This window comes from Shewanella sedimentimangrovi (assembly GCF_017354965.1).
GTDB lineage: Bacteria > Pseudomonadota > Gammaproteobacteria > Enterobacterales > Shewanellaceae > Shewanella > Shewanella cyperi.
In genome coordinates, this window is record NZ_CP071502.1 from 3,535,043 (window position 1) to 3,548,842 (window position 13,800).

The window sequence follows — 13,800 nt, forward strand, 5'->3', positions numbered from 1 at the left end:
CTGACGCAATCTGGCAATGGCAGAAATGGCAAGCGGCGAGGGAGTAAGCAGCTGTGCAAGCACTAAATCGGGGCAAGGTGCACCAAGAGGATCTCGGCCCTGATAAGCAGCTATTCACATAACACTTATATCGTACTGATCTTATTGAATAAAAATAAAAGCTCTAATTTGGCACACTTTTGTCATGGCTGACTGCGGCGAAGTTAGCAACCAAGGAGTGACCCATGAATCAACTGCAACGACTGATAACCCTGTGCCATTGCGAGTGGTTCTATCTCAGCCGGGTGGGATGCAGCCAATGGGAGCTGGACCCGGTACTGGATGCCATAAGGGAGGGCTGAGACATGAATCTCGATCAGGATAATCTCAAACTCCTGCTGATAGCTGAGGTCAAGGCCCGGGGCCGCCTGCTGTCGGATGTGGCCAAGGAATATGGCATTTCCAGCAAAACCCTTTACCAATGGGTGCGCCAGAGCGAGCAGCAACCCTGGCAAAGAGAACAGGCACTGCACAGTGAAATTGCCCTGCTGCAGCGGCGGATCCGCGCCCTCAGTCAGGAACTGGACGTCCGTCCGGCGTGACAAGTTTGTCCATATAAGGCCCCGTTTCGGGGCCTTAATCCCTTTAAATTACAGGGAACTTTTCGATTTACTGCCCGCCTAACAGCTCATGTCACCGCAGTTATACCTAACATGCTTACCATAACAGATTTGCATTTCCAGCTGGGCCAGAGGCAACTCTTCCTTGGTCTCAACCATAGCTTCGAGGCGCCAAGATGCCTGTTGCTGGGGCCCAACGGTATAGGGAAATCCAGCCTGCTGGCCCTGATCGCCGGGCTTTACCGCCCCGATGCCGGTCAGTTGCTGTGGCAGGGAAAGCCCCTGCCGCAAGCCCCCAATCAGGCCAGTCTGTGCTCGGCACTGGTCACCCTGCCGGGATTCATGAGTGCCCGCGCTCTGCTGGAGTACTGGCGAGGGCAATGGCAGCTGGCGCCCGAGCCCATGGCGACGCTGGCCCAGCGTCTCGGCCTGGAGATCCACCTGGGGCAAGGCATCAGCCATCTGTCCAGCGGCAATCTGCAGAAACTGCAGCTCCTGATGGCCCTGGCACGCCCCAGTGAGCTGCTGTTGCTTGACGAGGCCAACAGCGCCATGGACCAGGCAAGCCGGGAGGTATTCTGGCAGCTGCTGGACGACTATCCCGGTCAGATCATTGCCACCAGCCATGAAGCTGAAGAATTCATTGAGAAAGGTTTCGAGCCGAGCTTGAGGCTGAGCCCCCCATGAGTTATCTGCAACTGAGATTATTGCTGCTGGCGGAACAACTTAAGGCCCAGCTCAGTGCCCTGCGCCAGAGCGGTCTTTTGACCCTGACCCTGCTCGGCAGTGCCTTACCCGCAGCCCTGTTTGCGCTCATTTACGCCTTTGGCATATTGCTGGATCCCAAACTGGCTGCAGCTGAACGCCTGCAGATTTGGCAAGCGATATTGCTGCTGCAGGGACTCGGGATCTGGACTCTGACGCCGCTGCTCAGGGCCAGTGAATTTCAGTTGCTGTTAGTCCAATCCCGATCCCACCACAGCTGGCACCAAGGGCTGGAATTGCTGCTGGCGCTGCTGAGCCCGCTATGGCTGTTGCCGGCGCTGATCCTGCTGTCGATTCCGCCTGGCCGCTGGCCCGAACTGGCGGCACAGTTTCTGCTGTTGGCCAATCTGGCGCAGCTGAGTCGCCTGCTGCTGCACAGACCCCATTGCCTGCCCTGGTTATTGCTCCTGCCGCTACCGCTGCTGACCCTGCCGCCTTCCTGGCTGATGTCCACGAGCGGGCAAGTTGCTCTGCTGGCATTGCTCACTGTCCTGCCCCGAATGGCGACGGCGGCCGGAAAACTGAATGCCAAACAGCCCAAGGGCCGATGGCAAACATTTAAGCTCCCTCCAGCCCTGGCACTCAGCGCGTCACTGCTGCTACACAAAGGTCGCGGCTGGCTGCTGCGGGCCCTTCTGTGTCTGGGGCTGGCGCGCCTGGCGCCCATCGCTTCCCTGCCCAGCGAACTGCAACCCTACGGCCAGCTAATGCTTATCTGGTTATTGGCCTGCATAGCGGCCTCCTGGCAATTCGTGCTCAATCGTGAGCTTGCCGCGCTCAAGCTGTGGCTGGCGAGCCTGCCCAAGCAGCGCCAGGCCAAGGGCTTGCTATTGGTCCAAACGACGTTGATGTTGCCCCTGTGCTTGCCTGCGCTGCCCGGCTGGCGTAGTGCCCTGCTGCTACTGGCCCTGACCCTGGGCCTGCAATGCCTGGCGGCCCGTTGGCCGCAGCGCTTCAGCCTGGGAGCCTTTGTCTGCCTTACCCTGTTGCTGCTGGAGTGTTTTCTGCTGAGCCATTGGGCTTAATCTTTCGGCTTAATCTTTTGGTTTAATCTTTTGGTTTAATCTTTTGGTTTAATCTTTTGGTTTAATCTTTTGGCCTGGTCTTAAGGCTGAAGCTTATGCTGCTTTCGAGCCCTATGTACTCAGTCCTTCCAGGCGCGGGTCATTTCCCGGCGCCCCAAAGCGCCTGGGTGGGGTTGGACCCGAAAGCCCGCCGCCCTGAGATCCCGCTTGAACTGGCCATTGGCGCAGTAGGTCACCAACAGGCCCGGTGCGTCCAAGAGCGCAAAGCATTTGCGGCAATTGTCCGCCCCCCAAAGCTCCGGTTGCTTTGACGGGGCAAAACCATCGAAATAGATCAGGTTGGCAGCGGCAGCGGCCAATGGCAGAGATTCAAGCCCCAGGTTGCGCTTGTGCAGCACAAAATCCCCGTTCAGCTTCACCGGCGCATCCCAGGGGGCTTGGTGAATGGCGGCAAAATCGTCCGCCAGCGGCGCCGCCGGATACAGGGAGGCCAACTGCGCCGGATAATTGAGGTGGGCTAGCAGCGCTTCCGCCACGGGATAAGGCTCCAGGCTGGTGTAGTGCACCCTGAGCCCCAGCTCGCGGGCCTTTTGCAGGGTCAGCAACACGTTCAGCCCGGTGCCGAAACCCACCTCGAGAATGCGAACTTCCTGAGTATGTTCGGCCAGGGCGCAAAGACCCGAGTCGATATAGACATAAAGGGATTCGGTCAGGGCACCGTTAAAGGCGTGATAGCTCTCTGCCAGCGCCGTGTTGACCAGGGTGTGGGAGCCATCGGCCGTGACTTCAAGGCGAATGTCGGTCATGCCATCTTCCTGCTTGCCAAAAAAGCGCATTTTACCCAATGGGCTTGATGCAGATCCATGCCACTCAGTAATAACCGGCGATGGAAAATTTGAATATTTTCAAGCACCAGAATAAGCTGCGACTTCCAAAGGATTTAAGGACAAGGACAAGGAAAATGAAAAAGTTAATCTTGATTCTGGCCTTGGCAACTCTTGCCTGGCATTACCAACAGCGTAATTTGGCAACGTCCGATGGCGCCGACATACAGGAAGAAGACGTTATTGAGAGCGAGTTTGAGCAAGAGCCACTCTCGCAAACACCTCAATTACCTCAATTTACCTGTGATGGCCGGCAACATTGCAGCCAAATGCGCTCCTTCGCTGAAGCCGAGTTTTTCCTGAAAAATTGTCCAAATACCAAGATGGATGGCGATCATGACGGCATCCCCTGCGAGCGCCAGTTCGGACTATAGCCACTGCTGACGGCGGTAGTGGCTTTTCAGCTGCTTGTCGCTGCACAGTTCCAGCTTCCAGCGCTCGCAGTCGTTGAAGCGGGCATAGTCGGCGACGGCCTGCTTCAGCGCGGGCAGGAAGGGCTTGAGGTTTCCCGCTGCGTCATAGGCCTGGGGCTCCAAGGTCAGTTGCCGCAGCAGCAGAAGTTTTTTGTCCCTGTCGGCCTTCACATCGAGTCGGGCGATAAAGCTGTCCTGCCACAGCACCGCAAGTGTGTAGTAACCGAAGCGCCGCTTGGCCTCGGGCACGTAAACCTCCAGCAGGTAATCAAAATCGAACCAATGGCGCAGACGCTCCCGCTGGATGATGAGGTTATCGAAGGGGTTCAGCAGCCAGACCTTATCCGGCAGCGCCGCAGGCGGCACCCGGGTCGGGTCGAACCAGTGCTCCTGACCGTCGGCTTTAAAGCTTTGCAGTCGCCCCTGCTCCCGCCGCTCAGCCAGCTCCCGGGTCAGCGCGGCTTGTACATTGCGCCTCAGATAGGCCATCTGTTTCACTGTGCCAACCCCATGGGCACCGAGGAAACGGTCGATAAGATAGCCGGCAAACTCCTGCTCCCCAGGCTCCCGGCAATCGACATGGGCCGGTAACACCCGTTCCGTCAGGTCGTAGACCTTCTGGAACTTGTCCCGGCGCAGCACCATCAAATCCCCTTCCATAAACAGCTGCTCCAGCGCCTTCTTGGCCGGTTTCCAATCCCACCAGCCATTATTGCGGCCCTTGGCCGACTCAAAATCCGCCGCCCTCAGCGGTCCCTCGGCGCGGATCCTTGCCAGCACCTCACGCATCTCCTGGCTGTCGCGCTCGAACCAGTGGCGATCGCCGTTTTTCAGCGCCAGCTTGCGCTGCAGACTGAAGCGATAATCCGCCATCGGCAGATAGGCGGCGGCATGGGACCAGTATTCAAAAATCTCCCCCCGTGCCTGGGCGGCATCGAGATCGGTCTGGCTGTAATCCGGCAAGCGGCTGTGCAGCACATGGTGATGGGCCCGGGCGGCCACATGGATGGAATCGATTTGCACATAGCCCAAGCGATTAACGGCATCGGCCACATCTGTGGGGGGATCAAGCAGGCCCTGGCAGGCGAGATTGAGGCGTTGCCATTCCTGGCGGGAATAGGGATTGGACATGGGGGCTCCGCATTGCTAACTGGCACCATAGTTGACGATTTCGCCCGCGGGAGCAAGCGCCCGGAGCCAGGCTGGAGACTTTTCGTGACAGGGAGCTGTCCCACGCCAAAGGGCCCGGGCTTTACTTGTTCCCCGAGCAGGTCCTAGTATCGAACCATCCCCCATAAGCAACAGGAGAGCCAAATGAACACAGTTTCAGGTATGCCCTGTCTGATCCCTGCCTGGTATACGCAGGATATCCGCCTTGCTTATGACTTCCCTCGCCGCTGAACCACGCCATTAAACCAGCCCTTCCGGGCAAATCAATCTGACATTGCTGGCAGAGCGCCAGTGTATTCAAGCGTTTATTAAGAGCGAGTATTTTTCATGCGTCGAATTCCCGAACCCTTCCGCATCAAGATGGTGGAACCCATACGTATTTGCACCCCAGAGGAGCGCCAGGCCGCCCTGGCCCGGGCCGGTTACAATCCCTTTTTGCTCAACAGCGACGAGGTCTACATCGACCTGCTGACCGACAGCGGCACGGGTGCCATGAGCGACCGCCAATGGAGCGGCCTGATGCTGGGGGATGAATCCTATGCCGGCAGCCGCAACTTCCGCCATCTGCAGGACACTGTCTCCGAGCTGTTCAACTACCGCTATACCCTGCCGGTGCACCAGGGCCGCGGCGCCGAGCAGATCCTGTTTCCCTGTCTTATCAAGCGTCTGAACTCCAGCGCTCCGGTATTTCTGTCCAACTACCACTTCGACACCACCGCCGCCCATGTGGAACTTAACGGTGCCACACCGCTGAACCTGGTGACCCCCAGGGCCTTCGACACCCACCACTATTACGAGTGGAAGGGGGATTTCGATCTCGAGGCGCTGGAGCGCACCATCAAGGAACATGGTGCGTCCAACATAGCGGCTGTGATCACCACCATCACCTGCAACAGTTCCGGCGGCCAGCCCGTGTCCATGGCCAACATGCGCGCCGTCTACCAGCTGGCCAAGTCCCATGGCATTCCCGTGGTGATAGACGCCGCCCGCTTCAGCGAAAATGCCTTCTTTATCCGCCAGCGGGAGAGCGGCTACCAGGATACCCCTATCCGCGACATCATCCTGGAGATGTTCAGCTACGGCGACATGTTCACCATGTCGGCCAAGAAGGATGGCTTAGTGAATATCGGCGGCCTGTGCTGCTTCAAGGACGATGAGGAGCTGTTCCGTCAGGTGCAGTGCCTGTGTGTGCCCATGGAAGGTTTTGTCACCTACGGCGGCATGGCCGGGCGCGACATGGAGGCCCTGGCCATAGGTCTGAAGGAAGGCACGGATCTCGACTACCTGCAGTACCGCATCGCCCAGGTGGAATACCTCGGCAGCCGCCTGCTGGAGGGCGGCATTCCGATCCAGTATCCCACCGGTGGCCATGCTGTGTTTGTCGATGCGGCGCGGCTGCTGCCGCACATTCCCGCCCAGCAGTTCCCGGCCCAGGCCCTGGCCAACGCCCTGTATCTGGAGGGTGGCATTCGCGGGGTGGAAATTGGCTCACTGCTGCTGGGGCGCGATGCCAAAACAGGTGAGCAAAAGGCTTCGCCGCTGGAGCTGCTGCGCCTGACCATACCCAGACGCGTCTATACCAATGACCATATGGACTATATCGCCGACTGCCTGATCGAACTGAAAAGCCGTGCCGGCCAAATCAAGGGCCTGGCCTTTGACTATGAGCCGCCGGTGCTGCGCCACTTTACCGCCCGTTTTCGCTCCCTGGAATAACCGGGGCTCAAGTTACGCTGTCATAAAAAACGCCGGGATAATCCCGGCGTTTGTTTAAGTGCCTTTATGCCTTGTCCCAGACCTCAGCGGAAGCTGGCATTGATATTGGCCAGCACCCGACTGCCGGGACAGAGATCTTCCTGACTCAAGCGCGAAAGCGGCGTGGCCGAGGTGCCCGCCATTTCGTGGTACTCCTGGGGCGTCGGGTCTATGTACAAGAGCCCAGTGAGTATCTCGCCCTTGGCCTTGTGCTCCTCTATGGCCGCCACCGCCTTGCGGCTGTCGTGGGTGTCATAGTCATCGTCGGTGCGGCGGATGCGCAGAATCGAGCCATCGTGAAGACAGATATCCTCCAGCTTCTGGTTGTCGAACTTGCTGACGATTTCTGTGCGCGCCGGCACAAAATCCACCACCCCGGCGGCCTTGATATGCTCGTGGACATAGTCATAGGAGCGGGTCGAAGTGGCGTGATTGTTGAAGGTCACACAGGGGGAGATGATGTCGAGGAAGGCAAAACCCCGGTGCGACAGGGCGGCCTTGATCAGCGGCACCAGCTGCTTCTTGTCACCGGAGAAGCTGCGGCCCACCATGCTGGCCCCCAGTTGCAGCGCCATCACGCACAGGTCGATATCGGCAAACAGATTGGCTTCGCCGCTCTTGCTGTGGCTGCCGAGATCGGCTGTGGCCGCGGTCTGGCCCTTGGTCAGGCCGTAGACGCCGTTGTTGGCCACCATGTACAGCATGTTGAGGCGGCGACGCACCACGTGGGCAAATTGCCCCAGGCCGATGGAGGCGGTGTCGCCGTCACCGGACATGCCGATATAGATCAGTTCGCGGTTGGCCATGTTGGCCCCCGTGGTCACCGACGGCATACGGCCATGGACGGTATTGAAGCCGTGGGCCCGGTTCATAAAGTAGTTCGGCGCCTTGGAGGAACAGCCAATGCCGGACATCTTCGCCACCCTGTGGGGCGGAATAGACAGCTCATGGCAGGCCTGGATCACCGCGGCGCTGATGGCATCGTGGCCACAACCGGCACACAGGGTCGACAGGCTGCCCTCGTAGTCGCGGTAGCTGAGTCCCAGCTCGTTGAGCGGTAACCTGGGATGGTGGAACTTGGATTTCTGGAAACTCATCAGCCTGCCTCCTGGGTTTGGGCGTCACGGGCCATTCTGGCCACTATCTCGGCGGCAATAAAACGGCCGCTGATGGGCAAGCCATCGAAGTGGAGCACGCTTTGCAGCTGCTGCGGATCCTGCTCCAGCTCCATGGTCAGCAGGGTGCGCATCTGGCCGTCGCGGTTTTGCTCTATCACAAACACCTGCTGATGGCGCTCGATAAAGTCTTGCACCTCGCTATGGAAGGGAAAGGCGCGGATCCGCAGGCAATCGGAACTCAGTCCCTGATCCCGCAGCAGATCCTGGGCCTCCTCTATGGCCGCAGTGGTGCTGCCGTAATAGATGAGGCCAATGGCGGCGCTCTTGTCACCCTCGCGGCATTCGGGTCTGGGCAGGTAACGCACCGCGGTGCGGAATTTCTCCGCCAGCCGGGTCATGTTCTGTACATACTCATCGCCCTTCTCTGTGTAGACAGCAAAGCGATCCCTGGAGGTGCCTCGGGTAAAGAAGGCGCCCTTCTGGGGATGCTCCCCCGGCAATACCCGGTAGCAGATGCCGTCACCGTCCACATCGAGGTAACGGCCGTAGCGCTCCAGCTCGTCGAGCTCGGCGGCACTCAGCACCTTGCCACGCTGATACTGGTAGTCATCCTGCCATTCCAGCTCGCAGCACAGATGATCGTTCATGCCGATCTCCAGATCGCTCATCAGGATCACCGGGGTCTGCAGCTGATCGGCAATATCAAACGCCTGGGCCGTAAGGCTGAAACACTCCTCGGGATCGGCGGGAAACAGCAGCACATGCTTGGTGTCGCCGTGGGAGGCATAGGCGCAGGCCAGCAGATCCGCCTGCTGGGTGCGGGTCGGCATGCCGGTTGAGGGACCGGCCCGCTGCACATTGATAAGCACAGCCGGCAGCTCGGCAAAATAGCCCAGCCCCAAAAATTCGGTCATCAGCGACACCCCGGGACCGCTGGTGGCGGTAAAGGCCCGGGCGCCGTTCCAGGTGGCCCCCAGCACCATGCCCATGGCCGCCAGCTCGTCCTCGGCCTGGACTATGGCAAAGTTATTGTTGCCGCTGGCGGGATCGATCCGCAGCCTTTGGCAGTAGGCGGCGAACTTCTCCACCACAGAGGTGGAGGGGGTGATGGGATACCAGCCCACTACTGTGGCGCCGCCGTACAGGGCCCCCAGGGCCGTGGCCGTGTTGCCGTCCATCATTATCTTGCCGCGGTTGTATTCCCGCCGCTCCACCCGAAACGGCAGCGGACAGTCAAAATGACTGGTGGCGAACTGGAAGCCGATCTCCAGGGCGTGAATATTGGGGGTGATGAGCTTTTCCTTGCCCTTGAACTGATCGGAAATCAGATCCTTGAGCACCTGAAACTCTATCTCCAGCAGCGCCGCCAGGGCGCCTATGTAGATGACGTTTTTAAACAGCTGTCGCTGACGCGGATCGCTGTACTCCTTCACGCAGATCATCGAAATCGGCATCCCCAGCATATGGATGTCGTCCCGCAGCACGGCCTCGTCCAGGGGTTTGGAGGAGTCGTACAGCAGGTAGCCGCCACTCTCGACGCTCTGGATATCCGCCGTCAGACTCTGGGCATTCATGGCCACCAGCAGATCGGCGCGGCCACCGCGACGGCCGAGGTAGCCCTTGTCGCTGACCCTGACCTCGTACCAGGTGGGCATGCCCTGGATGTTGGAGGGGAAGATGTTCTTGGCGCTGACGGGTATGCCCATGCGGAAAATCGCCTTGGCAAACATGTTGTTGGCGCTGGCGGACCCCGTGCCGTTGGTGTTGGCGAACCTCACAACGAAATCATTGATTTTCTGGTTCATTTAATCACGGCCTCCAGGTTGTCGATACTGAATTTCTGCATATCCCAGGCGCCTGTGGGGCAACGCTCGGCGCACAGGCCACAGTGCAGGCACACGTCCTCGTCCTTGACCATGATCTGCCCGGTTTTCAGCGCCCCCGACACATACAGGGCCTGGTCGGGATTAAGCTCCGGCACCCGCAGCGCGGCCTTCACCTGCTCGTCGGGGCCATTGTCGACAAAGTTGATGCAGTCCATGGGACAGATGTCCTCACAGGCGCTGCACTCTATGCAGCGGGCCTCCTCGAATACCGTCTGCACATCGCAGTTGAGGCAGCGGTGTGCCTCCTGCAGCGCCAGGCGCTCGTCATAGCCCAGTTCCACCTCGGCGCTGAGTTGCGCCACCGCCTCTTGCCAGTCCAGATGGGGCACCGCCTTGCGGGCACCGTGATCGATGGCGCTCTGGTAGCTCCACTCGTGAATGCCCATCTTCTGACTCACCAGCTGGTAGTCGCTGTCCGGGCGCACCGCGGGATCTTCACCCTGGCAGTAAAGGTCGATGGAGATAGCCGCCTGGTGGCCGTGGGCCACGGCGGTGATGATATTTTTCGGTCCAAAGGCGGCATCGCCGCCAAAGAACACCCGCGGCAGGGTAGACTGCAGGCTGAGCTTGTTGAGCTTGGGCAGATCCCAGCGGTTGAACTCTATGCCCAGATCTCGCTCTATCCAGGGGAAGGCATTGTCCTGACCCACGGCGCAGAGCACAGCGTCGCACTCCAGCATCAAAGTCTTGCCACTTGGCACCAGCTCCCGCTGACCGCGGCTGTCGTACACAGACTTAACCTCGTCAAACAGCACCCCCTTGAGCTTGCCGTCCTCCAGCACAAACTCCCTCGGGGTATGCTCACAGATGATCTCCACCCCTTCGGCGGCGGCATCTTCCTTCTCCCAGGGCGAGGCCTTCATGGCCTCGAAGGTGGAACGCACCACCACCTTGACGTCTTCGCCGCCGAGGCGCTTGGCGGTGCGGCAGCAATCCATGGCGGTGTTGCCGCCACCGAGCACCAGCACCTTCTTGCCTATGCTGTCTATATGGCCAAAGTTGACCCCGGCGAGCCAGTCTATGCCTATGTGCACCCACTCATCGGCCTCGTCCCGCCCCGGAATGCGCATGTCCTTGCCCTTGGGGGCGCCGGTGCCGACAAAGATGGCATCGAAGGGCTGCTCCAACAGGCTGGCCATGCTGGTCATTTCCACCCCGAAGCGGCAGTTGAGGCCCATATTGAGGACAAGGTCGGTTTCCTCATCGAGCACTTCGACCGGCAGGCGGAACGCGGGAATCTGCGAGCGCATCATGCCGCCGGCCTTGGGGTCCCTGTCGAACAGGGTGATCTCATAGCCAAGGGGCAAGAGATCCCGCGCCACTGTCAGCGAGGCGGGCCCGGCGCCAATCAGGGCGATATGACGGCCATTTTTCTGGGTCGGGATCTTGGGCAACAGCCCGGTAATTTCATCTTTGTAATCTGCGGTGACCCGCTTGAGGCGGCAGATGGCCACCGGCTGCTCTTCCACACGGCCACGGCGGCAGGCGGGTTCACAGGGGCGGTCGCAGACCCGGCCGAGGATGCCGGGGAAGACATTGGAGCGCCAGTTGACCATGTAAGCTTCGGTGTAACGGCGTTCGGCGATGAGACGTATGTATTCGGGCACGGGAGTGTGTGCCGGACAGGCATATTGGCAGTCCACCACCTTGTGGAAGTACTGCACACCTGAAATGTCGGTCTTGTTCAAGGTCATCATCCTGATCTGGACGCTGCCCACCGGGCAGCGGGGCGCACCTGGCCGGCCAGGTGCCTGGGTTTGCAGGACGGCACGGTCGCTGAACAAAAAGCAACCGCCTACGGTTCTTTTTTAACTGTTTTATAACTGTTAAAACAATAGCATTGATCAAGAAACCGTGAAGTCGTGGGGAAATTTGTTGCCCAGGTCAACAAAGGGGACCTTGTTTAAGTCTGGCCGCAGACTGTCGCTGGCAAAGCGGCTACCTCTATGTTGCTGCACAACTTCAACCATCGGATGCCTAATCCCCGCGTGGCGGCCACAGGCCTTCGGGGAACGCTCGCGAGATGAAACTGTTCATCTCGCTGTCTGGCGACACGCTTATCCCCCTGCGGTGGGTGCCGCGCATGGATGCGCCAATGTCGTGGACGCATGGTGGTCAGATGCGAAGGAGCGAACTTTCGCACTGCCGCACCCGCGACACGCCGCAAGTCCTTCCCTGGAGGCTCGCCGGCGACGTCCCTGTCGCCGATGGTCGCTGGTGCGGCAGTGCTGCTATTGGTGTTCCTCTCCAGCAAACGTTGGATCATCAAAATTCAAACAAGTATGAAGAAGTTTGGTTGTTGCACCACAACTCCCCCCTTTGGAGCCGCCGAGGGTGTTGGGTAAGAAACGGCGACAACTGAGGCAAGGATGCCGAAGTAGCGACAGTCGAGCAGGACGCGAGTCTGTCGCGTTGGCTGTTTCGCCCATAAGCCCGAGGGGTTGTCGGCTCCGACTGGGGGCGTCCCGCGTGGCGCGCAGAGCGCTTCGGCTTTCGCTAAAAACGCAAAACTGTTTGCGTTTTTACCACTATCATGGCCGCTTCCGCCCTTTGGGATGCTAGGGCGAAGATCGTTAGAGCGCTATGAGCGCGAGCCATGGATGGCGAGCTGGCCGTTAAACATGGAAGTTGCTCGCGGACGAGCTAAGCCCCTTGCCCGGGTGTGGGCTAGGCGCCCCCGGTTTGAAACCCACGACTTTATGCTGCTTAAAACGCAGCTTCTTTATAAGCTTTTTTAAAACTGCAACGTCAGGTGTGTACTGCATCACCTACGGTAGGAGCACGCCAATGTCGCGTTTGCATTGACGTGAAGGAGCGACCTTAGGCACGCCAAAGAGCATTCACCCATTCCAGCTGCTAGAGTTTCAGAACACTCCCGCAATCGACTCGGGTCGGCATAAGGATCCCTCTATGCTTGAAGCACGTACCGGCAAACCGCTGAGCACCCGCTCGGTTGAAGCGGCGACACTCTACCAAGAGGGGGTGGATCTCATTCTGGGGTCAGAGTCCGGCGCCGCGGAAACTTTGGACAGGGCCCTTACCCTCGACCAGCACTTTGCTCTGGCGGCAGCGGCGCGCTATTGCATTGCCATGGACGCGGGTGAGCCCGATGCCGAGCGCTTTCGGGACCAGGCACAAACCGCCGCCAAGGATGCCAGCGATTGGGAAAGGCAGCATGTGGAAGTGCTGCTGGACTTGATTGAGGCCCCCGGTAGCAGTCGCGATCTGGCCATGGCCTATGTTGAGCAGAACCCGGCGGATCTGTTGATAGTGTCGCAACTGGCGGGACGTATGTTCTTTTTCGATGGCCCGAAAAAACTGGAAACTGTGCTGGCATTGTTTGAGTCGGTGGCACCGGCGCTCGGTGACGACTGGGCACTGCTGGCGCGCCTGGGTTTTGCCGCCAGTGAGGCCGGCCAAAGGCCAAGGGGACGCGAGCTGCTGCAACGGGCCCTGACTCTCAGGCCCCAGTCCCTGTACAGCATTCACGGCATGGCCCATCTGCTGCACGATGAAGGCGCGGCGGCAGAATCTGCCGAACTGCTGCAAAACTGGCTTAAGCAATATGAAGCGGGGGCCCGGGAAGGCCAGATGTATGGCCATGTGCAGTGGCACCTGGCCCTGTCAGAGTGGCAACTGGGGCAGCGGGACGCCGCCATGGCCCGCTACCAAAGGTATTGCGCCCCGAGCACCACCAGCTGCGGCCCCATTTTAACCCTGGCCGATTGCGGCGGCTTTTTGCTGCGGGATTTCCTGAAAACAGGTCAGCCCCGCCCCCTGGATGCCGATGTGCTCAAGCATATAGAAACCGTCTGGGGCATGCTGGGCCATCCCTTTATTGCCCTGCACGTTGCCGCCCTCTACGCCAGCGCCGGGGATATCAACGGCCTGCAATACTGCGAGGAAGCCCTCGCCGCCCTGCCACAGAGCGCCAACCGCGACCTGTCCCTGGCCCTGGTGCGGGCCCTCGACCGCTTTAGCAGCGGTGACTTCCAGGGCGCCGCCGACACCCTCGCCAGCCTCTCCCCCGAAGCCCGTATCGGCATCGGCGGCAGCCACGTGGAACGCATGCTGGTGGAGCTGCTTGAAAGTGCCTGTCAGGCACACCTGCAATCAAGCTGAGCTGGCCACCGCTCTGCCCGGCCACCATGGATATTGCCGAAATCAGCCGTATGTTGTACGCTG

The 13,800-nt window shown here is 59.7% G+C and carries 11 protein-coding genes and 1 pseudogene; 7 read left to right on the forward strand and 5 right to left on the reverse strand.

Translation table 11 applies throughout. From position 1 onward, the window contains the following. The first annotated feature begins 344 nt into the window (after positions 1 to 344). The 3 genes from JYB85_RS15790 to JYB85_RS15800 all read left to right on the forward strand — a co-directional run bounded on the left by JYB85_RS15790 (position 345) and on the right by JYB85_RS15800 (position 2,389). On the forward strand, positions 345 to 581 hold the full coding sequence (locus JYB85_RS15790; protein WP_207320892.1) for a transposase: 237 nt from the start codon (positions 345 to 347) through the stop codon (positions 579 to 581). Between the two features lie 111 nt (positions 582 to 692). Then, a complete protein-coding gene (locus tag JYB85_RS15795) occupies positions 693 to 1,286 on the forward strand; it encodes an ABC transporter ATP-binding protein (protein WP_207380050.1) in 594 nt (197 codons plus the stop codon). Next, positions 1,283 to 2,389, forward strand: coding sequence for a DUF6136 family protein (locus JYB85_RS15800; protein WP_207380051.1), 1,107 nt, complete (start codon positions 1,283 to 1,285; stop codon positions 2,387 to 2,389). The genes JYB85_RS15795 and JYB85_RS15800 overlap by 4 nt, the downstream gene beginning before the upstream one ends. Before the next feature lie 119 nt (positions 2,390 to 2,508). On the opposite strand, the gene mnmD is transcribed toward JYB85_RS15800, so the two are convergent. Further along, positions 2,509 to 3,195 carry a tRNA (5-methylaminomethyl-2-thiouridine)(34)-methyltransferase MnmD gene (gene mnmD / locus JYB85_RS15805; protein ID WP_207380052.1) on the reverse strand — a complete coding sequence of 229 codons (687 nt, stop codon included), beginning with the start codon at positions 3,193 to 3,195 and terminating at the stop codon, positions 2,509 to 2,511. Between the two features lie 308 nt (positions 3,196 to 3,503). On the opposite strand from mnmD, the pseudogene JYB85_RS19010 reads away from it, so the two are divergent. Then, positions 3,504 to 3,647: pseudogene (locus JYB85_RS19010) on the forward strand (excalibur calcium-binding domain-containing protein); the annotation flags it as partial. On the opposite strand, the gene JYB85_RS15815 reads toward JYB85_RS19010, so the two are convergent. Next, positions 3,642 to 4,817: a winged helix-turn-helix domain-containing protein gene (locus tag JYB85_RS15815; RefSeq protein ID WP_207380054.1), complete on the reverse strand. Its 1,176-nt coding sequence runs from the start codon at positions 4,815 to 4,817 to the stop codon at positions 3,642 to 3,644. The pseudogene JYB85_RS19010 and the gene JYB85_RS15815 sit on opposite strands and share 6 nt — an antisense overlap. A gap of 366 nt (positions 4,818 to 5,183) precedes the next feature. Between JYB85_RS15815 and JYB85_RS15820 the strand changes: the two genes are divergently transcribed. Further along, positions 5,184 to 6,572: a tryptophanase gene (locus tag JYB85_RS15820; protein WP_207380055.1), complete on the forward strand. Its 1,389-nt coding sequence runs from the start codon at positions 5,184 to 5,186 to the stop codon at positions 6,570 to 6,572. An 83-nt stretch (positions 6,573 to 6,655) separates the two neighbouring features. Here JYB85_RS15820 and JYB85_RS15825 read toward each other — a convergent pair whose 3' ends face one another. Genes JYB85_RS15825 through JYB85_RS15835 form a run of 3 tightly spaced genes read right to left on the reverse strand, consistent with a single transcriptional unit; the run spans position 6,656 to position 11,303 of the window. Continuing rightward, complete coding sequence (locus JYB85_RS15825) at positions 6,656 to 7,708, reverse strand: 2-oxoacid:ferredoxin oxidoreductase subunit beta (protein ID WP_207320898.1); 1,053 nt, start codon at positions 7,706 to 7,708, stop codon at positions 6,656 to 6,658. Next, positions 7,708 to 9,534 carry a 2-oxoacid:acceptor oxidoreductase subunit alpha gene (locus JYB85_RS15830; protein ID WP_207380056.1) on the reverse strand — a complete coding sequence of 609 codons (1,827 nt, stop codon included), beginning with the start codon at positions 9,532 to 9,534 and terminating at the stop codon, positions 7,708 to 7,710. The genes JYB85_RS15825 and JYB85_RS15830 overlap by 1 nt, the downstream gene beginning before the upstream one ends. Next, positions 9,531 to 11,303 carry an FAD-dependent oxidoreductase gene (locus tag JYB85_RS15835; protein WP_207380057.1) on the reverse strand — a complete coding sequence of 591 codons (1,773 nt, stop codon included), beginning with the start codon at positions 11,301 to 11,303 and terminating at the stop codon, positions 9,531 to 9,533. Before JYB85_RS15835 ends, JYB85_RS15830 begins: the two co-directional genes overlap by 4 nt. Positions 11,304 to 11,638: 335 nt before the next feature. Between JYB85_RS15835 and JYB85_RS15840 the strand changes: the two genes are divergently transcribed. Both JYB85_RS15840 and JYB85_RS15845 read left to right on the forward strand, forming a co-directional pair. Further along, positions 11,639 to 11,977 carry a hypothetical protein gene (locus JYB85_RS15840; protein WP_207380058.1) on the forward strand — a complete coding sequence of 113 codons (339 nt, stop codon included), beginning with the start codon at positions 11,639 to 11,641 and terminating at the stop codon, positions 11,975 to 11,977. Positions 11,978 to 12,525: 548 nt separating this feature from the next. Further along, positions 12,526 to 13,737 (forward strand): hypothetical protein, encoded by a 1,212-nt coding sequence (locus JYB85_RS15845; protein WP_207380059.1) that lies wholly within the window; start codon positions 12,526 to 12,528, stop codon positions 13,735 to 13,737. Positions 13,738 to 13,800: the final 63 nt, after the last annotated feature.

What these genes read in the sequence shown, in the direction of transcription:
- mnmD (WP_207380052.1), bottom strand. Translation starts at nt 3,195, where the DNA reads ATGACCGACATTCGCCTTGAAGTCACGGCCGATGGCTCCCACACCCTG.
- JYB85_RS15815 (WP_207380054.1), bottom strand. Translation starts at nt 4,817, where the DNA reads ATGTCCAATCCCTATTCCCGCCAGGAATGGCAACGCCTCAATCTCGCC.
- JYB85_RS15830 (WP_207380056.1), bottom strand. Translation starts at nt 9,534, where the DNA reads ATGAACCAGAAAATCAATGATTTCGTTGTGAGGTTCGCCAACACCAAC.
- JYB85_RS15845 (WP_207380059.1), top strand. Translation starts at nt 12,526, where the DNA reads ATGCTTGAAGCACGTACCGGCAAACCGCTGAGCACCCGCTCGGTTGAA.
- JYB85_RS15795 (WP_207380050.1), top strand. Translation starts at nt 693, where the DNA reads ATGCTTACCATAACAGATTTGCATTTCCAGCTGGGCCAGAGGCAACTC.
- JYB85_RS15790 (WP_207320892.1), top strand. Translation starts at nt 345, where the DNA reads ATGAATCTCGATCAGGATAATCTCAAACTCCTGCTGATAGCTGAGGTC.
- JYB85_RS15820 (WP_207380055.1), top strand. Translation starts at nt 5,184, where the DNA reads ATGCGTCGAATTCCCGAACCCTTCCGCATCAAGATGGTGGAACCCATA.
- JYB85_RS15800 (WP_207380051.1), top strand. Translation starts at nt 1,283, where the DNA reads ATGAGTTATCTGCAACTGAGATTATTGCTGCTGGCGGAACAACTTAAG.
- JYB85_RS15840 (WP_207380058.1), top strand. Translation starts at nt 11,639, where the DNA reads ATGAAACTGTTCATCTCGCTGTCTGGCGACACGCTTATCCCCCTGCGG.
- JYB85_RS15825 (WP_207320898.1), bottom strand. Translation starts at nt 7,708, where the DNA reads ATGAGTTTCCAGAAATCCAAGTTCCACCATCCCAGGTTACCGCTCAAC.